Consider the following 21,142-nt stretch of genomic DNA (forward strand, 5'->3'; position numbering starts at 1 on the left):
GAACCGGACAAACGCTTGCGGCCTTCAACGACGTTTGCGAGTGTTTTTCTTATAAAGAACGCAAGGAATTGATATGGGAGCGAAAAAAGAAAACCTGGCGGAAACCGAGCAGCCGACGACATTGCTGGAGCGCATGCCGCTCTGGTCCCGACCGGGATTTCTCGTCCGGCGCCTGCATCAGATCCACTACGCCCTGTTTTTCGAAGAGTGTAAGGAATTCGACATCACGCCGGTTCAGTACGGGCTGATGACGACCCTAAAAATGCGGCCCGACCAGGATCAGAACTCACTGGGCCAGGAATTGGGACTGGACCGCACCAATGTCGCGGACGTTCTGGTCCGTCTGACCAAGCGCGGCCTGGTGGAACGTCGTCGCAGCGAAGAGGACAAGCGCATGGTCCTGGCCCGGCTAACCGAAGAGGGCGAACGGGTGACCGAAACCATGTACGCGTCGATGCAGCGCGCACAGGAACGCTTGCTGGAACCGCTGCTGCCGCAAGAGCGCAATGCTTTCATCACCACCCTGATCCGACTGATCGACGGCAACAATCAGCACGGCAGAACCGTGTTCAAGCCGAACTAATCATTGCCGCGTCTTCCCCCCGCCTTGCCGATGCCAGTCCCTAGACAGGAAAAACCAAGGCGGTGGGAATGATCAGGCTGTCGTAGACACAGATCCGGCGGCACAGAAGCAGGGCTCCATCCGTCCCCCGCGCGAATATGTCGTGATACGACCCGGCCTGATGGATATGGGTGGTCGGATCGTCATGCAGGGTTTCCAGAACCATGTAGTTCGCCCTGGCGACAACAGCACCGTCATCGGAGACGCCGATCGCCAGCGTGTTGGTGATGTAGTGGCGCAGGTAGCGCGGAGCAAACATCGCCGTATGCTGGATCGCGAAGGCACGGTCCTTCAACATGCCCTTGCCCTCGCAATGTATCAGGCCGACAGGCATGTCATGATCGAAGTTTTCCCGCGCCGTCACCGAATAGAAGGCGTCGTCGGTGAAGAAATCCGGCCAGGCCTGAAGGTCGCCCTCGTCCAGGACCAGGCTGTACTGAGCGTTGAAATCCTCCAGCTCGGCACGCAGGGCCCTGCTTTCCTCACCGGTCAGCTTGCGAAAGCCGCCGGCGACGGCGGCATCCCCGATAATCGGTTTCGACATGAACGACATCACAGCCCCATTTCCTTGCGCCAGTACGCGTACATTCCCCGAATGGCCGATTCCGAGATCAGCGTGTCGGACGTACCGGTCGGTGTTTCCGGATCCAGCGCCACAAGATGTTCTCCGTCATTGCCGCGCAGCATCCCGTCCTGAACGAACTTCATCGCCTCGTTGTCCTCCAGTCCCAGGAACCCGGCCGGGCCCATCAGATTGCCCTGCCGCAGGCGATGACGGGTCATTTCCTCGTCGTCGCCTTCATAGCCGAACATGGTCCAGTTCATGACGAATTCGTTCGGCCCTTTCGGTACGATCTGGCGAACGCCCAGCGTATTCATCTCGCGCTGCACGATCAGGTTCGGCCAGATGGTCTGCATCGTCACGGACCAGGGCGAATCGAATTCCGGAATGAAATCCATGAATTTCGGTTCGTTCAGCACCATCCCGTCGCGATAGGCCCGCATTTCGCTCTTGGCCGCGGAATCGACGGTCTTTCCGTCGCTCTTGGCCGACGCCATCGTACCGTGCCGACCGGTGGCATCGGCGATCATGGCCGATTTGTTGCCCGCGACCAACAGCCCGAAGGTGACCAGGAAGGTGTGCAGCAGGGTCGCGTGGTACGGGTCTTTCAGGTTTTCGTGGTACAGCTTCCAGTTCCCCGGCACCGTATTGCGGTAGTAGCCCAGGATCGTCAGCTTCCGGCCGTCGAAGGTGGCGTCGAAATCCGTCAGGATCTCCGGCCCCATATACTCCTCGATCGATTCCATGTCGTCATGGAAGGACGCGAAGACGACGCCGCGCCGGGTCGTGACATTGAGCTTCCGGATACCGTGCTGGGTCGGATCGAAATCCTTCGCCATGCCGCCCTTGCCCCCGACGCCACGCCGGAAGGGCACGCCGCTGAGATTGCCTTCCAGATCGTAGGTCCACTGGTGATAGGGGCAGACGAACTCCGTCACCTTGCCCCGTTGCTCGCGGCAGAACTCCGCGGCCCGGTGCGCACAGCGGTTCTCGAACACGTTGACCGCGCCGTCTTCGCCGCGCACGACGACGACCGGGGTCGGCCCGACGAAGGAGCGCACGAACTGACCCGGCTCGGGGATCTCGGCTTCCAGCGCGACATAATTCCAGGATCGGCCATGGAAGATGCGCTCGACCTCACGCTGATAAATTTCGTCGCTGGTATAGACCCAGTCCGGGATCCGATTCAGGCCGCCTTCGGGCCAGATGTAGGGAACCGGCGCGGTCGCCGGGGTCACCGCCTTGCCGATGCAGCCCTCGGGCCGGGAGTCGGACTGGCGTGGTTCAAACATGTCTTCGGGCACGGTATCTCCCCTGCTCATCAAATTGCGGCCTTCCCGAATGGCCGCGGCATCCGAAAATGCGAAGACGGCCCGCAGCGTGTTGTCGGGATTCATCTGGAACCAGGCGGCCGGACCTTCCTCCGCGCCGCCGCGCCGCCGAACCGCGCCGTGGGGATCGGGTATCCCCAGAATCTGGATGTTCAGGCCGAACTGATCGGACCAGAACCAGGGCACGCCTTCATACCGGGTCTCCGCCCCGACCAGGGAACGCCCCGCCGCCGCCGCCTGATCCTGTGCGTTCTGCCAGGATTCCAGACGCATCGGCCCACCGTTCGGCGCATGCGGATAATTGGCAACGTCGCCCGCCGCGAAGATCACCGGATCGGAAGTGCGCCCCGTCGCGTCCACGACGATCCCGCCATCGACGGAAAGGCCCGCGTCACGCGCCAGGTCGACATTGGCAATGGCACCGATCCCGACGATGACCAGATCCGCCACCACCGTCTCGCCGGAGGCCAGTTTCACGGCCGATACCGTGCCGTTCGATCCGTCAAAACCGGCGACATCGACGCCCGTGCGGATATCGACCCCTGCCGCGCGGGCCCGGCCGGCCAATTCTTCAGAGATCTCTGCCGGAAGGATGCGGGACACCAGACGCGCGTCGCGTTCCAGGACCGTGACCCGCTTCCCGGACGAGGCCGCCGTCGAGGCGACTTCCAGACCGATGAACCCGCCGCCGACGATCGCGACCGCCTGCGCCGCGCCCAACGCTTGCTTGAGGACTTGCGCATCCGCGTGGCTGCGCAGGTAGAGAACACCCTTCAGATCGCCGCCATCGATTTCCAGCCGTCGGGGCCGTGCGCCGGTGGCCAGCAGCAACCCGTCATAGCCCAGCACCGTGCCGTCGCCGAGGGTGAGCTGCCGAGCGTCCCGGTCAATGTCGCGTACGGTCAGACCGGGACGAAAGTCCAGCGCCAACCGGTTCAGTTCCTCGGGCGAAAACAGAAGCAGATCCTTTTCCGAGGCCTCCCCGGTCAGGATTCCCTTGGACAAGGGCGGCCGCTCATACGGCGCCGTCGGCTCATCCCCGATCAGCACCAGCTTTCCCGCATACCCCGCCTTCCGGGCCGCCTCCGCCGCCCGGCCGCCCGCCTGTCCGGCACCGACGATCACCATGCAACGATTATCCGGCGCCGATTCAACGGATTCCGGGGCTTCCGATTCCAATCCAGCATCCGCCGTAACGGCCGCCGGCAGGTCCGGATCGACGAAAACCGCACCGTCTTCGACCTTGGTCAGGAAGGTCGGCAGATCCTCGGTGACCGGGGCGCCTTGCGCCTTGCCGGTACGGACACAGAACCGCCCCTGGTGCAGCGGGCATTCAATGCAGCCATCCTCGACGAAACCATCGGACAGGATCGCCACCTGATGCGTGCAGACATCGCCGATGGCAAAGACCTCACCGTCCAGCCAATACAGCGCGATACGCTGACCATCGACGGTCAGCGGCAGGATTTCCTTGTCCCGAACTTCTTCCAGCGCCGCAACGCGCAGCCAAGCCATCTGTTTTCTCCAGTCTTATTTTTACACAGTATACCCCGTTTTTATCAAAACTCAACCACATCATGGTCGGCGAGCCAGCCATCGGATTCTTGTCAAAGTTTGGTCAATTTATCCTTCCAATGCGACAGATAGCCCGACAAACTTACGGCACCCCTCTCCGTTAAGCCGGGTTATCACTTGATCATTTTTATTCAGTATGCTGATGATAATGACAATAACCAATCTGACATAGGGAGAGCCGAATGCGACATCGGAGTAGGCGGCGGCAGGACGTTCCGGCGCAAATCGAGATCGGCTGCTACGGCATGCCGGACAATGGCCTGGACATCGCGCTGCTGCGTGCCGTGTTCGAAACCGCGAATGCCCAAGGGCGCCGCCCCCTTTTTACAATCCGACCCCTTCAGGGCGGTGTATTTTCCGGCGATATGTCCCGACTGGATGCGTGTTTCATAGGCGGGCCCGACATTCTGGGGGCCACGGCGCCGGCGGCGATCCGCAACGCCTATGATCTGCGTCGCCGATCCGCGATGCTGATCGGCATCGGGTTCGGGGCCTTCACCCTGACGGCGGCACGGCTGACGGACGGTGCGGCAACCGCCGTCCACCGCAAGGACCTGCCCAAGTTCAGAGAGTTGTTCCCCTTCTCACGATACAGCACCGCCCTGATCGAATGGGGGGATCGGCTGGCGACCTGCGCCGGCGGCATGGCGACCACCGAAGCGGCGCTGATGATTGTCGAGAAGCTCGCGGGCCGCGCCTTGGCGGGCGATGTCGCGGGCAGCCTGTTGTATCACCGCAACCGCTTCACACTGACCGGTCAGACCCTAGCGGTCCCGGAACCGTCCGCGGGAAAAGGCGATGTCATGGCCCGCTTGGCCGAGTTGCTGCGCGAGCATGTCGAGACGCCCTTGGCGACGGAGGATCTCGCGGACAGGCTTGGCGTTTCGATCCGCACGTTGCAGCGGCTGGTAAGGCGGCGGTTGGACTGCACCTTGATGGCCTATTACCGGCAGATCCGGCTGGAGCATGCAAACTGGATGCTGCGGGAAACGTCGAACAGTATCTCCGCCATCGCGGCCTCGACCGGCTTCCCGTCGCATTCCAATTTCACCCGCCAGTACCGCACGGCCTATGGCGTATCGCCCAGCGCCGTGAGACGCCGGGCGCGCGTGCAGAGCGCTAAGCCACGGCCGTCGTTGCCGACACAGGCAGCTCAAGCGCTTCGCTGAGGGTCAGCAGGCAGGCGTTCTTCTGTTCCATGTCGAACAGATTGGCGTTATGCGGCTCCAAGGCGCGGTCGCCGACACAGTCCGATACGACGATCGGCCGGAAGCCATGGGACATGGCGTCGACCACGCTCGCCCGCACGCAGCCGCTGGTGACCGCCCCGGCGACGAACAGCGAAATCACCCCGCGCTGCGCCAGCCAGGGTGCCAGCATCGTCCCGAAGAATGCCGACGGCACGGTCTTGCGAACGACCATTTCCCCCGCCACAGGCGCCAGTTCGTCGACGATCTGACTAGCGGGCGACGCTTCTTTCAGTTTCAGCAGGTTCGGCACCTTGGCCGAAAAGATATTGGCGTCGGAATCGTCATCGGCATAGACGATCCGGCTGTGCGCGACCGGCCACCCGGCCCGGCGCGCATGGGCCAGAAGCGATTCCGTCCGGGCAATGGCAGGACGGATATTGCCGCCCCCGAACATCTCCGGATCGGCGAACCCGTTCACGAAATCGACGATCAGCAACCCGTAGGGCGGGATCGGTTCCAGCGTCTGACCGAACCCCTGCTTGCGGTAGGGCGTCAGCGTTTCGTTGGCCGCACCCGTCATGCCGCGTCCTCCACCACACGCCCGTCGATCACGACCGGCGTACCGTCCAGTTCGACCGTGCAGTTCCGGAGCGGGATATCCATATGGCAGGCCGTGGTCCGCGATCCCCCGGCTTCGTTGTTCGGCCCCAGGGAGAACAGGAAGTTGCCCTCATAGGCCCGCGCATCCATCGCGATCGTGGCTTCCCGATCGTACAGACCCAGGGTCGACCATTTCGCCCGCGGCTGCAGCCCCCATCCGATATGCGACATGGCATAGGCTTCCGGATCGTTGAATGTCGCCATGTATTCGCGCAGCAGGGCCGCGTCGACACCGCCCTCAATCTTGGTCGCGAAGCCGTTCTCGATGGTCAGGATGATCGGATCCTGCACATAGGATTTCTGAGGGATCAGGATGTCGCCGCGATCGATGACGATGGTCCCGTTGCTTTCGCCCTCATTAGGAAAGGTGAAGGTGAAGCCGCTGGGCCAGTGATCCCAGCGCCCCGGCTCGTCCACGAACCCATATTCCGCGATGGCGGGAAAATCACCGATCTTGAACGTGACGTCGGTCCCTGCGGCGGATGTCGCACGCATGGTACGCGCCGCCTCGATCCGGGCCTTTGCCTTCAGGACGCGGGTCTTGTCCCCTTCGGTCGGCAGGATGCGCGCCAGGACTTCCGGCGGCTCCACCGCCAGCAGGATCTTCGTACCCGTTTTCAGGATTTCGATCTGTTCCGGCGAGAACAGCAAGGTCATCAGGTCCAGGACCAGATCGCTGGCTTCCAGGGCGGCGATCGCGGCCTTGTTGCCGGTCAGCGGCGTCTCGCCCAGATAGGCCAGCGCGTCACGGCTCAGCGCCTTTTCCCCGTTCACCGGGGGCAGATCGATCTGACAGACGATGGCCCCCATCGACTGGGCGGCGATCTTGGCCGTCGACAGGTTTTGCGGGTGGGTGTTCACGCTGGTCAGAATGGTCACGGTCTGCCCGGCTTCCAATCTGGACAGGCGCAACACCTCCTTCCAGGCCTCGATCATCTGAAAATCGGCTATCGGCATCTCTCACGCCTCCCGTTCGTTTCAGGCGACCGCCGCGCCGAGGAAATCGCCCAGCGCCCGGTACAGCCCTTCTTCATCATCCCACGGAATCATGTGCCCGGCGTCGGTCACGGTCGCGGATTGCAGGGACGGCATCAGCCCTCGCAATTCGGCTTCGTCCTCATCCAGGATAACCCCGCCCTTGCCCGCTCGAATCAGCAGGGTCGGCTGATCCACATGCGGAAAATCGCTGTGGAAATCGGTGGTATGGAATTCCTCGAAACTCTGGCGGATAGCCCGTGCGTCGCAGGTATGCAGCCATTCCGCCCGCAGGCGCAGTTGCTCCTCCGTCCAGGTCGGGCAATAGGCGCGCATCGCGTCGTGATCCATGCCCAGGACCGCCTCTGCGATACTGTCCATGTACCAGGGCAGCTTCGACGGATACTCACGGCGGCCCGGTCCGGAAACCGGCGGGTCGACCAGCACCAGACGCGTCGGATGCCCGGGGTGACGGCGGGCCGCCCGCATTGCAATCCGGCCACCCATCGAATGGCCCAGGATGCTGTAGCGTTCGAGCCCCAGCGCCTCGGCGAAGGTGACGACATCGTCCGCCTGGGCGTCCAGCCCATAGTCCAGAGCGTCCGAGGCTTCGGACAGGCCGCGGCCTCGGACATCCAGAATATAGGTGTCGAAGGTCCGGCCCAGTCTTTCGCCGACGAAGCCCCAGGTGATGGCCGGGCTGGTAATGCCCGGCACCAGAACGATCGGATCCAGATCCGAACGGACGCTTTCGCCGGCATAGCGCAGATAGTGCTGCCGGATGCCGTTGGCGCGGACATTGCCGCCATATCGGAAATTGCTCATCTCAGGTCTCCCCCAAATCAATAGGCGCCGGACAACAGCGCGCCGGCCCCCGGTGCGCGGCGTTCCAGGCCCAGTTCCTTCAGCATTGCGTATGTCGTAGCGATGGCGGCGGTCACGACCGGCTTGCCGGTTCGGGCCTCGACCTCCTCGACCGCGGCCAGGGACGGCATCTGCACGCAGGCCGACAGGACGACCGCATCAACATCGGCCGTCTTCAGGCCGGCCACGATGTCGGGCAGGTTCGACGGATCGTGACGCCCGACATCCAGATTGTTCGGGATCTCCAGCGCACGCCAGTCGCTGACCTCATAGCCTTCGTTCTCGATATAGCCGACCACGGTCTCGGTCAGGGGCTTCATATAGGGGGCGACCAGCGCGACCTTCTTCGCACCCAAAACGCCGAGCGCGTCGCACAGCGCCCCGGCCGACGTGACGACCGGCGCCGCCCCGCCATTATCGACGGTCGCCTTGTGCAGGCGCGCCTGCGATTCCCGGTGGTAGCCGTGTCCCATGGACATGATCGCCACCAGGCAGGCATAGCCCATGACGTCGACCCGCGCGTCCGACAGTTCCAGGGCACAGCGGTCCGACTGCGCATCCATGGCGGCCAGTTCTTCCTTCTTCACCGTCATCATGCGCATGCGGCTGGAATGGAAGGTAAACCGCTCCGGCAGGATGACCTGACGCGCGTTCAGGATCGCCGGGATTTCGGTTTCCATCGTGGTGTTGGAGCTGGGGACGATCTGTCCGATCCGGTATGATTTCTTCATGATCTTCCTCAGATGTCAGAGCTTGAACAGCCGGACCGCATTGTCCCGGCCGATCATCTGGCGGGTGGCATCGTCCAGCGGGGCCGTGTCCAGGAATTCGGCGGCCAGCTCGGTGCTTTCATAGGGATAGTCGACGGAAAACAGCACATTCTCCGCGCCCATCTCCCCGATGGCACCGATCAGGGCGTGATGCGAGCACACACCCGACGTGGTGATCAGGATGTTGCTGCCGAAATATTCCGACGGCTTCCGCTTCAGGGTCACTCCGCAGGGATAGGCCTCGAACCGGCTGTCGAACCGCCAGCGCAGGAAAGGCAGCCCCTCGCCCATATGCCCCAGCACCAGTTTGACGTCCGGGAACCGGTCGAACACGCCGCCGAACAGAAGCCGCAGCGCATGGCTGCCCGTCTCGACACCCCAACCCCAGGTGGCCCCCAGCAATTCCGGATGGTCGGCGAAGCAGAACGGATCCTGCTTGGCATTGGTCGGATGCAGATAGAAGGGAACGTCGAGGGATTGAACCTTGTCCCAGACAACGTCGAATTGTCGCGCGTCGTAATAGACACCGTCGGTATGTCCATGAACCATCGCGCCCTTGAAGCCAAGGTCGCGCACGCAGCGTTCCAGCTCTTCCGCAGCCGTCTCGGGCGCCTGCATCGGCAGGATGGCGAAACCGGCCAGACGGTCGCCATGCCGCGCGATACGCTCAGCCAGGAAATCGTTGGACTGGCGCGCCCGGTCGATCGCGGTCTGAACATCCGGTTCGCCCTGAACGCCAGGGCCGGTCTGGGACAGGATCACCTTCTCGATCCCGTTCCGGTCCATGATGGCGATACGTTCGTCATCGAAGTCGTTGAGACGGCGCGTCAGAACGCGCGCGGTCTCGGCCTCGATCAAACTGATGAAGGAGCTCGAATAGGCCTCGAACCCCGGTGTCATGAAATGTTCCTCGAAGGCTATTTTTCCCATATCCCGACTGGTCTCCATGTCTCGTTTTCGGAACATTAATCAGTATACTGATTATTTACAAGTCCCGTTCTTGGTCCCGCTTCCTACCCACATACCATTACGGGCTATAGATGCCTCTGAGCCATGATCTTCCCATTAGCCTGGCGCCCGTAGGATTGCGGCCATTTTAGTCAGCATATCTCGCTATCGCCAGATTACGGACTCCCGTCCCAGGCACTGAAGAGAGATCCCGATCACGATGTGGCGCCGGGCGCCGTTCGAAAAATTACGACGGGCCCACTTGCGAAAGATACGTTATAAGATAACATAACACCCCATCCGAAACCGCCGGAAGGGCGCCCTGAAAGGCCCGTACCTTCACGACGGCTATCCAGCATTCGTGAGATTCAAGGAGGCAATTCGTTGAGCCAGAACGACCAACGGCTACCCGTGACCGTCCTTTCGGGGTTTCTCGGCGCCGGGAAGACGACGCTTTTGAACCGCGTGCTGAACAACCGCGAAGGCCGCCGGGTGGCGGTGATCGTCAACGACATGTCGGAGGTCAATATCGACGCCGATCTGGTCCGCGCCGAAACGGCCCTTTCACGCACCGACGAAACATTGGTCGAAATGTCGAACGGCTGTATCTGCTGCACGCTTCGGGACGACCTTCTGAACGAGGTTCGGCGCCTGGCGGAAGAGAAACGGTTCGACTATCTGCTGATCGAATCCACCGGCATCTCCGAACCGTTGCCCGTCGCGGCGACGTTCGAATTCCGCGACGAGGATGGGCACAGCCTGTCCGATCTGGCCAGGCTGGACACAATGGTGACGGTCGTCGACGCGGCGAACCTGTTGCGCGATTACTCCAGTCACGACTTCCTGCAGGATCGTGGGGAGACCCTGGGCGAGGAGGACGACCGCTCGCTGGTCCATCTGCTGACCGATCAGATCGAATTCGCGGATGTCGTGATCCTGAACAAGGTTTCGGATGCCGATCCCGCCAGTGTGGACGCGGCCCGCAAGATCGTCCGCAGCCTGAACGCGGACGCGCGGATCATCGAAACGAACCATTCCGACGTGCCGACCGGCGCCGTTCTGGCCACCGGCCTGTTCGACTTCCAGAAGGCCCATGAACATCCGATGTGGGCAAAGGAACTCTATGGGTTCGACAGCCATACCCCGGAAACGGAAACCTATGGCGTCACCTCCTTCGTCTACCGGGCGCGCGCGCCGTTCGATCCGGCGAAGATCAACGCCCTGCTGACCGGCCCCCTGCCTGGCGTCATCCGCGCCAAGGGTCATTTCTGGATCGCGACGCGGCCGGACTGGGTCGCCGAGTTTTCCCTGGCGGGCGGTCTTTCGTCGATTTCGCCGCTGGGCAATTGGTGGGCGACCGTTCCCGAATCCCGATGGCCGGAGGATGACAACGGACGCGCCTATATCGCCAAGCACTGGCAGGACCCCTGGGGCGACCGGCGGCAGGAGATCGTTCTAATCGGTTCCGACATGGACCGCCCCGCCCTGGAACGCAGACTGGATGCCTGTCTGGTCGCGGAGGCCGAGACCGTCGACTGGGCAACGTTGAAAAATCTGCCTGACCCGTTCCCGGAATGGCGGCGGCAGGAAGAGGCGGCATGACGCCGTTTGCCGTCACCCTCGATATGTCCGCATGCCCGAAGGTCCGGGTCGTTCAGAATCCCCAGGACTTATCCGCGATCCGCGATCCGGATGTCGACGCGGTCCTGTGGCGGCGCGCGCCGCTGCCCGCATTCCAGAACTGGATCGACGGGCTGGCGCCCGACACGCTGCCGTCGCTGCGCGCCATTTTCCGGCCGGATGAGGTTCGCGATATACTGACCGCCGCCTGTGACGCCAGCAAAACGCCGCATCATGCGGAACGGGACCGGCTGATCGACGATGCCGCCGCGCTGGCCACGATGTTCGCCGGGGTGATGGGCGCGCCCTATCTGCGCCTGCGCTTCGATGTCATCGACACGAATGCCTGCTGCAAGTTCCACACCGACACCATTTCCGCCCGCCTGATCTGCACCTATAGGGGCCACGGTACCCATTATGGTCTGGCATCCGATGGGCGAGACCCGGAGACAATTCTGAGCACGCCGACGGGATCGCCGATGATCTTCCGGGGCAATCAATGGCGGAACCGGTCCAGCGATCCAGGGGAAGGAAAACCGCCCACCAGACTGGTCCACCGTTCCCCGCCCATTGAAGGTACCGGCGAAACCCGGCTGGTTCTGGTCATCGACCCGATCCACGAGCCAGCGAACGAAATCTGACCGCCAAGCCCCGGCTATCGGCAATCCACTACATCTGAACCCATACCGTTTAACCCTGAACGGAGGTAGCTCCGGACAGCAGCTTCAGCATGCGGTCGAAGCGGGCGCCCGCCAGGGAAACCTGATCGAGCAGCTTTTCGTCCAGTTCGTCCTCGAGAACCTCGTCGCTGTCCAATGTCGCCGCTTCGCCGTAGCCGAGACGCCGCACCGTGCCGCGCAGACGATCCGCCAGGAAGAAACACAGGGCCTTGTAGAGGCGCATGCCGAAAGCGGGGTCTTCCTGACAGCGGCGTTCGATCTCGGAATGGGACAGTCGCAGAACGGTGACGGTCCCGTCCGCGACCACCGTCGCCGACGGCGGCGAATCGTCGACGAAGGACATCTCACCGACGATTTCGCCCGTGCCGAGCCTGGCGATGACGCCGATCTTCTCATCCTCGACGCGGAGCTTTCCATCCAGCAGGAAATAGATGCTGTCACTGCGGACGCCCTGACGGATCAGGGCGGTGCCGTCTTCGTGTTTCACCCTTTCCCCGGCGCGCGCCATCCATTCCGCGTCCGTGTCCTTCAATTGACCGAGGATTACGAGAACCTTGCGCATGTTACCCTTGCCCTCTTGCTAGATTATCTGCCGCTTGGCGATTTCGGCGAACAGCCCGCCTTCGGCCAGCAGCGCATCGAACCGCCCCTGCTGAACCACCCTGCCGCGATCCATGACCACAATCCGGTCGACATGCCGCACCGTCGACAGCCGGTGGGCGATCACAATCCGGGTTCCGGTCAGAAGCCGCAGACTGTTCATCACCAAGTCCTGCGTCGTGTTGTCGAGCGCACTGGTCGGCTCGTCCAGAACCAGGATCGCGGGATGTTGTGCCAAGGCACGGGCCAGCAGCAGGCGCTGACGCTGACCGCCCGACAGGGTGTTCACCCCCTCGGTCACAACGGTGTGCATGCCCATCGGCATGGCTTCGACATCCGGCGCCAGACCGACCATGCGCGCGGCACGCCAGGCATCTTCCTCGGTCAGCGTGGCGTTGCCGGCAATGTTGGTGAAGATGCTGCCGCCCGACAGCCGGCCGTGCTGAAGCACGACCTGCATTTGGCGGCGCAGGGAGGACAGTTCGAGACTGTGCAGCGGCACGCCGTCGAACAGAACCTCCCCCGCCTCCGGTTCCGCGAAACCGAGCAGCAGCCGCACCAGGGTCGACTTGCCGCTGCCCGACGGTCCGACAATGGCAATGAACTCATTTGCGTCGATCGACAGGCTGACATCGTCAAGCACCAGCTTGCTGTCCGGCGCATAGCGGTAACTGACATGGTTGATCTCCACCCCGCCCCGCAGTCGAACCGGCGCCCGGGCGGTATCGGTTTCCTCCAAGGGCTCTTCGACCACCGGCCGCAGACGCTCGAACATCGGAACCGCAACCAGCGCCCGCGTCAGGGCCGTCACCAGGGTCGTGATCGACAGCATGAGTTGCCCGAAGGCCGCGTTGAAGGCGACAAAGTCGCCGGTCGACATCAGCTCGTCCTGCTCCTCGCCGATCGCGGCCGTCATGATGTCGAGCTGCTGCTGTTTGGCCGCCTCTTCCAGGACGACGGCGGTCACCGCGAATATCACCGCCGTCGCGAGAACCGGGAAGATCGACTGGAACACGGTCTGAATATTGGCCAGCGCCCGTGCCCGCACGAAGCACCGCTTCTGGGCGGCATAGAGGCCGGCCCATCTGGCGTAGGCACGCTTCTCCGCCCCGGCGACGCGCAACTTGCCGATCGCCGACAGGACCTGCAGGACGAATCCTTCCGCCTTGCCCTGTTGGGCGATACGGGCCCGTTCATGGATCAATTGACGGTGGCCCAGGAAACCGACGACCAACGCGGACAGGACGATCAGTCCGAAGGCCAGGATGGCAAGACGCCAATTGTAATAGAACAGCAGAGCGAGACTGAAGACCGAGAAGACCGCGCCCAGCAGGCTTTGCACCGTCGTCCCACTGAGGGTTTGCCGGACCGTTTGCACGCCGAGCACCCGGTCGGTCAGATCGCCCGTCGTGAAGCGTTTCAGGAAATGCGTCGGCAATCGCAGAAGGCGGTCGAACAGCGAAGATTGCAGGATCAGATCCGCCCGCCCCTCGACCCGCAGCAGCGCGATGACCTTCACCGCCTCAAACGCCGCAGCGCCGATCCCGGCGACGACGAGGGCAAGAACAATCTGGAAATGGCCTGGATAGTCCGCGCGCGGCAGCACGGTTTCAATCAGGTAACCGGTCAGCACCGGCGTCATCGCCGCAATGATACCGCCGCACAGGCCCATCAGCGCGATACGCCGGAAATCCGACTTCAAGGACGGCAGCACGAAGGACAGAACATCCCGCAGCGACGCGATGGACGACGGCAGCGGACGGTAGACCATTATCCCATCGGCGGAGAGTTGGTCCGCGACGGACCGGTCGACCGGAACCGGCCGTCCCGTCGTTCCAGCGATCATGACATAGCGGCCGTCCCTATCCGGAACCAGCGCGACCGCCTCGCCCCCCTGCTCCAAGAACCCGATCAGGGGGCCGTTGTCGTGCCGCCACCACCGTTCGCGCAGCAACACCTTGCGCGTCCGAACGCGATAGGTCAGCGCCAGGTTCTCCACCGGATCGATACCGGGGCGCGCCGGCGGGGCGCGCGGGGCGTCGCCGAGGTCGACCCCCAGCGCCCGCAGGGCGACACGAAAGGCGGCATGCAGACCGTCGCCACCGAAATCGATATCGGACAGATCGAAAGCGGATCGGCCCAGCATCGCCGCAAGGTCCCGGATCGACCGGTCGAGGGCCGCCGAGTCCGCCGACACCGCCCTTTCGAGACGCCGCCGGGCGGCAGCGTCCAACGCCGACAGGATTTCCGCCAACGCCGGTTGATAGGCGGTCAGGAACCCGGACAGCGCCGCCTGCCAGCGGCCGAGCGCGATCAGCGCCGAAAAATCGGACGCCTCAAACTCGCGGAAGTCGGAGACACTGACCCAGGAAGACGCCGTGACCGGCAGGTAGTCGGCGCCGGATCCGGCCCGCCCCTGCAACAGCAGCCCCCCTTCGGAGCCGCCCGCCGAACCGCAGCTCAGCCAGATCGGCCGGCGGCCGGTTGCGAATGCTGCCTCGCCCTGCTTCAGATTGCCGGCAAGGCCCGGTTCCACCACCACTTCGCGCAATGTCGGCCGACCCTGTTCGATACCCCGCAACAGGCCGGCAACGAAACGGTCCAGCCGTTCCGCCATTTGCGACGGTTCCAGACCGGCGATATCGAAGCCGACCTGGACGCGCGTCCCGACCGTGCCGACGGCCAGCAGAGCGAAGCGCCGCCCCTCCTCCTCCGCCAACGGGGCCGCGGCCGCAATGCCTTGCAGGCCCATCACGACATCCCCGGCCCGCGCCCGATACAACGGATACCGCTTCCCGGCCGCGCCCTCGCCTTCGACCTCCACGGCGAACACATCGACCTGACCTTCGGCGACCCGTATCGCGTCGCCGATATGGACCAGAAGGATCGGATTGTTCGATCCGACCTCTCGTATCTCTTCTACGGATGGGGCGAAGGGGCTCCTCGCCCGGTGGTGCTGGGACTGCGTCCGGTCCATGCCGCGTCACCCCTCGTCCGCGATCAGGGCGGCATAGGCGCCGTCGGCGGCGATCAGAGCGTCATGGGTCCCGCGTTCGACGATCTTGCCGCGCGACAGGACGATGATCTCGTCGCAATCGCGAATCGTCGACAGGCGATGGGCGATGATCAGGCAGGTGCAGCCACGCCGCCGCAGATTGTCGTCGATCGCCTTTTCCGTCACCGTGTCCAGCGCCGCCGTTGCCTCATCGAGGATCAGAATGCGCGGGTCCTGCGTCAGGGCCCGTGCGATCTCCAGCCGCTGGCGCTGCCCGCCGGAGAAGTTGGTCCCGCCTTCTTCGACATGACAGTCAAGCTGCCCGGACCGCCCCATGACGTCGTCGCGGATTTCCGCGTCCCCCAAAGCGCGTGTCAGATCCTGGGTCGGGACGTCGTCGTCCCAGAGGGTCAGGTTGTCGCGCACCGTGCCGTCGAACAGAAAGATATCCTGATCGACATAGGCGACGGACCCGGCATGGACATGTCTGGGGATCATCTCCATGGGATGGCCGTCAACGGCGACGGTGCCGCTCCAGGGTTCCAACAGACCGGCGGCGATCCGGCCGATTGTCGACTTGCCGCTGCCCGACCCGCCGACCAGCGCGACCCGTGCGCCCGGCGCGACGGTCAGCGAAATTCCATCCAGCAGGGGCGGGTCCAACGGACTGTAGCCATAGGTGACATCGGTCAATGTCAGTTGCCCGTCCAGGACCGGCGGCCCGCGCCACTCCGATTCCGGCGGTGGCGGCGCGGGCATGGGGTTCGCCTCGATATCGTCGAGACGCGCGATGTCGCCACGCACGCGCTGCAACTGCCCACCCAGATCGACCAGGGCGCCGATCGGCGTGATAAAGCTGAGCATCAGCGACTGGATCGCGACGATGGAGCCGATCGACAGGGCCCCTTCCATGACGCGCATGCCGCCGATCCCCAGAATGGCCGCCGTGGTCAGCGCGCCGGTCAGGACGGGCGACGCGGTCAGAAGGACATTGGTCAGGCCGATCACTCTCTGCGAATCCAGCATCTTCGCCTGATAGCCGGCCCAGGTCCGGAACGCGTCATTCTCCATGCCGCTGGTCTTCAGGCTCTCGGATGAACGGATGCTGCCGACCGTGGCCGCGACCAGCTTGCCGCCGTCGGCCATCAGCGCGCGGTTGATATCGACCCGGCGGCGGGACAGGACCTTCAGCAGGACGAGATTCGCGGCCGCGAGCGTGAAACCGACCGCCGACATCATCCAATCGTAAACCGCGATGGCGAGGCCGTAGAAGACGACCATCCCCAGATTCATCACATTCGTCGCCAGTTGACCGGAAAGCAGCATTGCGATCCGGTCGTTCGCCGCCATCCGGTCGGATAGATCGCCCGCATGCCGCTGCGCGAAGAAAGACGCCGGCAGATGGATCAGCCGCCACAGAAAGCGCGATGCCATGGTAAGCGCCAGCTTGGTTTCGAGGCGCAGCAGATAGCGCTGCTGGAGCCAGGTGAAGGCCCCGCGCAGCATGGCCGCGACAACGATTCCGATGACCAGCGGTACAAGCCAGTTCTCTTTCTCGTCCACCAGGATCTCGTCGACGAAAATTTTGGAGAAGCCCGCGATGGCGATCCCCGGAATGACAAGGGCCAGGCTGGTCAGGACGACGAATGCCAGCGCGGACCGGGAGGAGCGCAGGCGGCGCGCCAGAATGCCGACAAGGCTGGACCGGCCACCCTGGCGCTGGAAATCCGGACCGCGTTCGAAGGCCAGAACGACACCGGTGTAATACTCGCCGAACTCGTTCAGGGGCAGGCGCCGCGGGCCGGACGCCGGGTCGTTGATATAGGCATAGCCGCGCCGAATCCCTTCGAACACGACGTAGTGATTGAAGTTCCAATGGATGATCGACGGCACCGGCAGGTCGGTCAGGGTCTTCGGCTCTTTCTTGAACCCCTTGGCCGACAGCCCGAACCGGCGCGCGGCTTTCAGCAGATTGCTCGCCTTGCTGCCGTCGCGGGTCACCCCCGCCGCCACCCGCAGCGCGTCGATCGATTCCCAGCGACCGTGATAGCCAAGCACCATGGCCAGACAGGCGACACCGCATTCGACCCCGGTCATTTGCAACACGGTGGGCGTTCGGGCCCGGCCCCGGAACGGGCGGCGCGGGCTACGCCTTCTGGTCCCTTCCGCTTCCCCGCCCATGATTCAGGAGGCCCAGCCGGACCAGAACCCGATACCGGTATGCTTTCGGATGAAGGGCACGATCAGATTGACCGGGGGATCTTCGGACACGGTGATTTCCGCCTCCAATGTGGTCCCCGCGGTGATCGGCACCGGCGGGCCGAGACCGGACGTCCAGCGATAGCCATTGGCCGCGTCGGCGTCGGGCAACAGGTCGACACGCGCCGCATAGGGCGCACCTTCCTCGGAATAGGCGGCGACGAGCTGGTCGTTCTGCAGGATGCTCAACATCCCTTCGCGCGTCGCCGGATAATCGGACACTTCGATTACCTGGCCAATCAGGGCGCCGAATTCCTCTTTCTTCACGGTAGACGGGGCCAGATGGACGGTCATGCCGGGCACGACGCGTTTGCCGTCTGCCGTCGGCACGAACATCATCGCCTGCAGCACCTGGCCATCCGTCGCGATGCTGACGATTGCCGCGCCGCGCCGAACCACCGCGCCTTCGAAGACCTTCAATTCGGTCACCCTCCCCGATGTGGGCGCCAGAACCCGCGCTTCCTTGGTCAGCCGGGCCTCCAGTTCCCGGATGCGGTGCCGTGCTTCGTCGATCCGCAGATCGATCTCGGTCAGGTTCCTGGTATGGGCCGTGCGCAGGGTCAGAATCTCGGATTCCAGTTCCAGAATACGGTTCCGGGCCGCGCTGATATCCTGCAGGGAGGCGTTAAATTCGGCGGTCTTGGCATCCAATTGATCGCGCGTCGCATAGCCTTTGGCCGCCAGGGCCTCCAGTTTCTCCAATCCGGACGACAGCGAGTCCGCCCGCGCCTGCGCCGCCCGGATGATCCCTTCCTGGGCCGCACGTTGCTTGTCGAAATTGCCGGTCTTCAAGGCGATTTCCTGGTCGAAATTGCGCTCGATGACCTCCCGTTCGCGCAGTCTTCCGGCCAGCACCTCGCCCGCGCTTTCGAACTCCTGGCGCAACGCGTCCTGTTCGATCACGGCGATTTCCTGGCCTTTCTCGACAATCCCGTTCTGCGCGACCAGAAGCGCGGTCACGGTGCCGTCGGACGGCGCCATCGCGTCGAGGATGCGCCCGCCCGAGGTCACGAAGATGCCCTTGCCGGCAACCTGATCGGGAATATGTCCGAAGATCCCCCAACTGAGAATCGCCGTAACAACCAAAAGAAGGGTCGACAGCGTGACCCAGCCGAACGGATCGGATACCGGCACGATCCGGTCCAGTTGCTCGGGCGACGACAGCCTATCCAGTGCCGCCTGGCGAAAAATCTGACGTGCCATTTGTCCCGCCGCCAGCCCAATTCGCCGTGGTACGGTACCGGAGCGATCAGGCATATCTTATTGCAATCCCGGCAGATTCTATCACCACGCCGGGGCCTGGCGGTCGGCCACGTTTGACTGTATGTGCCAAATGAGTTGCTCGGAAATTTCAAAAACATGCCAGACCGGCCTGTCGGATATTTTTCAGACCACCTTCACAACAGACCTGATATTGTATTCGATGATCCACATTCTCGGTGAACCGACCGCGCACGCATGAACCAGATTATCGACACAAACGCCCCCATTCCGGTGCCTCGGCTGAGTTTCGACACCCAGAGTTTCGGCGCGGCGGACAGGCTGGACGCCTGGCGCGAGAATATCGGGGTCTTCTTTGACCTGTCGGCGGCCGACGGTGGTCGCCAGGAAGATGTCGTCCGCGCCCGGATCGACGCGTGCAGCATGGCCGGCACCGTCTTCGGTGTGACCACGGCCGATGCACAGTTGTTTGAGCGTTCCGAACAGCGTGTCGCGCGGGACGAGATGGAACACTTCCTGATCCAGGTCTTCCTGCATGGCGGCGGCCACACGCGCGACGGCGAGACGATCCAGGCCGGCGATATGCTGATCATCGATCTGGATCAGCCGCACAGCATGGTAACGACCGAGTTCTCGAACCTAACGCTGGTTCTGCCGCGCGAACTGCATCCCGCCTTGTCGGACATACTGGCCCGTTTGCACGCCCGCCGCCTGCCGAGTACCAGCCCGGTCATCCGGCTTCTAGCAAGCCATCTGCAATCGATCTGGCACAATGTCGGCGACATGACGGTGCAGGATTCCGGCGCTACGCTGAAGGGCACAATCGGCCTGATGGAATGCTGGCTGTCGCAGCGCCAGTTCAGTGAGGATCTGTCGCCCGAAGTATCCTCCGGCCTGGCCAAATCCATCTTCCGGTATATCGACGCCCATATAGAAGAGGCCCTGTCGCCCGATCTCCTATGCACCATGTTCCGGGTGTCCCGATCGCAACTCTATCGCATCTTCAAGCCCTATGAAGGCGTCTCGCGCTATCTCTGGGAACGCCGCATGGTCAAGAGCATGCGCATGCTGTCGAACCCGATCTTCAGTGAACTCGCCATCGGTTCCATCGCCTTCCGCTGCGGCTTTTCGAGCGAGCCGCATTTCAGCCGCAGCTTCAAGGAACGCTTCGGCGTCAGCCCCAGCGCCTTCCGCCGCGAGGCATTGGACACGTATCCGACCGACGCGCAGGATGACGAATTGGGACAACACTATCGGCAGCGCTTCGCATCCTGGATCCGAGAACTGTGACATAACCAGTTCTGGATGTTGAGGCATGGGTATCGCGCCGGTCAGGGGCGATAGTGGCGACGCCTTGGGAGGGCAAAACCCGGAGACGCGTGACATGGACCGTCCCCAGCCAAAGAAACTGGAGAAATTGATGACCGATAACTCTGCCGGGCAAGAGAATGTCCTAAAATTCCGATCCCTGCTGGAAACCAATCCGGCGCTTCAGGCCGATGTCGAGCAGCATGTCGGCAACGGAAGCTGGAACGCCACCGCCATCGTGCAGATCGGGCGCGATCACGGACTGGAGTTCACCGCAAACGACATCGAAACCGTCATAGATCAAGACGATGAACTGTCGGATTTCGAATTGGAACTTGTGGCTGCTGCCGGTGGCCCTACGCAGTGCGGCAACGACGGCCTGTAAATCAGGACAGTGGTTGTTCGGGCCCGGAAACCGATCCGTCGGCCCCTTTTCCCGCCTGTTCGAACCGGCCTCGGGCCGGGCACGACTAAGCAACGTCTTCTGGATGCTTGGACATGGTCGCTACATCTCCGAACAGCGATGATTTCCCTGCCATTGGGAGGGCGTGCGCCGATCGCGTCCGGCTTGGACGAACCTTCGGCCGGTACAATGTGGAGAGAATGATGACCGATCACGCTGCTGGGCATGCGAATGTTCTGAAATTCCGGTCCCTGGTGGACTCCGATCCCAACCTTCAGGCCGAGGTTTCGCAACATGTCGGGAACGGGACCTGGAACGCCGCGTCCATCGTCGATCTGGCGCACACCAAGGGTCTGGATTTCAGTGCCGACGACATTGTCGATGTTCTCGACGAGGACGACGAGCTTTCCGACTTCGAATTGGAACTGGTCGCGGCGGCGGGCGTGTCCTGCAATGATGACGGTGCCTAAACAAGGCGCGCAGCGAACCAACCCGCCGAAGTACGGTATCCCCACATTCTGAAATCCGGACGCAAGCCATTCTGGATGTCTGGGCATGG

At 63.1% G+C, this 21,142-nt stretch carries 18 protein-coding genes; 7 read left to right on the forward strand and 11 right to left on the reverse strand.

Annotation, left to right across the window (positions count from 1 at the left end; genetic code table 11):
* Positions 1-73: 73 nt before the first annotated feature.
* Positions 74-583 carry a MarR family winged helix-turn-helix transcriptional regulator gene (locus ACO06O_RS02455; RefSeq protein ID WP_421875923.1) on the forward strand — a complete coding sequence of 170 codons (510 nt, stop codon included), beginning with the start codon at positions 74-76 and terminating at the stop codon, positions 581-583.
* Between the two features lie 40 nt (positions 584-623).
* Here ACO06O_RS02455 and ACO06O_RS02460 read toward each other — a convergent pair whose 3' ends face one another.
* Both ACO06O_RS02460 and ACO06O_RS02465 read right to left on the reverse strand, forming a co-directional pair.
* Positions 624-1,166: an aromatic-ring-hydroxylating dioxygenase subunit beta gene (locus ACO06O_RS02460; protein ID WP_421875925.1), complete on the reverse strand. Its 543-nt coding sequence runs from the start codon at positions 1,164-1,166 to the stop codon at positions 624-626.
* Positions 1,167-1,174: 8 nt separating this feature from the next.
* Positions 1,175-4,030: an FAD-dependent oxidoreductase gene (locus ACO06O_RS02465; protein ID WP_421875927.1), complete on the reverse strand. Its 2,856-nt coding sequence runs from the start codon at positions 4,028-4,030 to the stop codon at positions 1,175-1,177.
* 242 nt (positions 4,031-4,272) lie between these two features.
* Between ACO06O_RS02465 and ACO06O_RS02470 the strand changes: the two genes are divergently transcribed.
* The gene (locus ACO06O_RS02470) at positions 4,273-5,259 is read left to right on the forward strand and encodes a GlxA family transcriptional regulator (RefSeq protein WP_421875929.1); all 987 of its coding nucleotides are present in this window, start codon (positions 4,273-4,275) and stop codon (positions 5,257-5,259) included.
* On the opposite strand, the gene ACO06O_RS02475 is transcribed toward ACO06O_RS02470, so the two are convergent.
* From ACO06O_RS02475 to ACO06O_RS02495, 5 genes are read right to left on the reverse strand one after another with little or no spacing between them, the layout of a single operon-like run.
* Positions 5,210-5,860, reverse strand: a complete 651-nt coding sequence (locus tag ACO06O_RS02475; protein ID WP_421875931.1) for an isochorismatase family protein — start codon at positions 5,858-5,860, stop codon at positions 5,210-5,212. The two genes, ACO06O_RS02470 and ACO06O_RS02475, sit on opposite strands and share 50 nt — an antisense overlap.
* Positions 5,857-6,897 carry a 2,5-dihydroxypyridine 5,6-dioxygenase gene (locus ACO06O_RS02480; protein WP_420418053.1) on the reverse strand — a complete coding sequence of 347 codons (1,041 nt, stop codon included), beginning with the start codon at positions 6,895-6,897 and terminating at the stop codon, positions 5,857-5,859. Before ACO06O_RS02480 ends, ACO06O_RS02475 begins: the two co-directional genes overlap by 4 nt.
* A 21-nt stretch (positions 6,898-6,918) precedes the next feature.
* A complete protein-coding gene (locus ACO06O_RS02485; RefSeq protein WP_421875933.1) occupies positions 6,919-7,740 on the reverse strand; it encodes an alpha/beta fold hydrolase in 822 nt (273 codons plus the stop codon).
* Positions 7,741-7,757: 17 nt separating this feature from the next.
* Positions 7,758-8,510, reverse strand: a complete 753-nt coding sequence (locus tag ACO06O_RS02490; protein WP_421875935.1) for a maleate cis-trans isomerase family protein — start codon at positions 8,508-8,510, stop codon at positions 7,758-7,760.
* 15 nt (positions 8,511-8,525) lie between these two features.
* Positions 8,526-9,479, reverse strand: a complete 954-nt coding sequence (locus ACO06O_RS02495; protein WP_421875938.1) for an amidohydrolase family protein — start codon at positions 9,477-9,479, stop codon at positions 8,526-8,528.
* Between the two features lie 402 nt (positions 9,480-9,881).
* Here ACO06O_RS02495 and ACO06O_RS02500 point away from each other — a divergent pair, with 402 nt between their 5' ends.
* Positions 9,882-11,099 (forward strand): GTP-binding protein, encoded by a 1,218-nt coding sequence (locus tag ACO06O_RS02500; protein WP_421875940.1) that lies wholly within the window; start codon positions 9,882-9,884, stop codon positions 11,097-11,099.
* The gene (locus ACO06O_RS02505; RefSeq protein ID WP_421875942.1) at positions 11,096-11,758 is read left to right on the forward strand and encodes a DUF1826 domain-containing protein; all 663 of its coding nucleotides are present in this window, start codon (positions 11,096-11,098) and stop codon (positions 11,756-11,758) included. Before ACO06O_RS02500 ends, ACO06O_RS02505 begins: the two co-directional genes overlap by 4 nt.
* Positions 11,759-11,807: 49 nt before the next feature.
* On the opposite strand, the gene ACO06O_RS02510 is transcribed toward ACO06O_RS02505, so the two are convergent.
* Genes ACO06O_RS02510 through ACO06O_RS02525 form a run of 4 tightly spaced genes read right to left on the reverse strand, consistent with a single transcriptional unit; the run spans position 11,808 to position 18,854 of the window.
* Positions 11,808-12,359, reverse strand: coding sequence for a cyclic nucleotide-binding domain-containing protein (locus ACO06O_RS02510; protein ID WP_421875944.1), 552 nt, complete (start codon positions 12,357-12,359; stop codon positions 11,808-11,810).
* A gap of 18 nt (positions 12,360-12,377) precedes the next feature.
* Complete coding sequence (locus ACO06O_RS02515) at positions 12,378-15,374, reverse strand: NHLP bacteriocin export ABC transporter permease/ATPase subunit (protein WP_421875946.1); 2,997 nt, start codon at positions 15,372-15,374, stop codon at positions 12,378-12,380.
* A gap of 6 nt (positions 15,375-15,380) precedes the next feature.
* Positions 15,381-17,573: an NHLP family bacteriocin export ABC transporter peptidase/permease/ATPase subunit gene (locus ACO06O_RS02520; protein ID WP_421875948.1), complete on the reverse strand. Its 2,193-nt coding sequence runs from the start codon at positions 17,571-17,573 to the stop codon at positions 15,381-15,383.
* Positions 17,574-17,576: 3 nt separating this feature from the next.
* The gene (locus ACO06O_RS02525) at positions 17,577-18,854 is read right to left on the reverse strand and encodes an NHLP bacteriocin system secretion protein (RefSeq protein WP_421875950.1); all 1,278 of its coding nucleotides are present in this window, start codon (positions 18,852-18,854) and stop codon (positions 17,577-17,579) included.
* Positions 18,855-19,109: 255 nt separating this feature from the next.
* Here ACO06O_RS02525 and ACO06O_RS02530 point away from each other — a divergent pair, with 255 nt between their 5' ends.
* The 3 genes from ACO06O_RS02530 (at position 19,110) to ACO06O_RS02540 (ending at position 21,053) form a co-directional block, all read left to right on the forward strand.
* Positions 19,110-20,162 (forward strand): helix-turn-helix domain-containing protein, encoded by a 1,053-nt coding sequence (locus ACO06O_RS02530; protein WP_421875952.1) that lies wholly within the window; start codon positions 19,110-19,112, stop codon positions 20,160-20,162.
* 25 nt (positions 20,163-20,187) lie between these two features.
* Positions 20,188-20,565 carry a Nif11-like leader peptide family RiPP precursor gene (locus ACO06O_RS02535; RefSeq protein ID WP_421875954.1) on the forward strand — a complete coding sequence of 126 codons (378 nt, stop codon included), beginning with the start codon at positions 20,188-20,190 and terminating at the stop codon, positions 20,563-20,565.
* Between the two features lie 221 nt (positions 20,566-20,786).
* Positions 20,787-21,053: a hypothetical protein gene (locus ACO06O_RS02540; protein WP_421875956.1), complete on the forward strand. Its 267-nt coding sequence runs from the start codon at positions 20,787-20,789 to the stop codon at positions 21,051-21,053.
* The last annotated feature ends 89 nt before the right edge of the window (positions 21,054-21,142 follow it).

The sequence above is a fragment of the Pacificispira sp. genome (genome assembly GCF_965228185.1).
Lineage (GTDB): Bacteria > Pseudomonadota > Alphaproteobacteria > UBA8366 > Aestuariispiraceae > Pacificispira.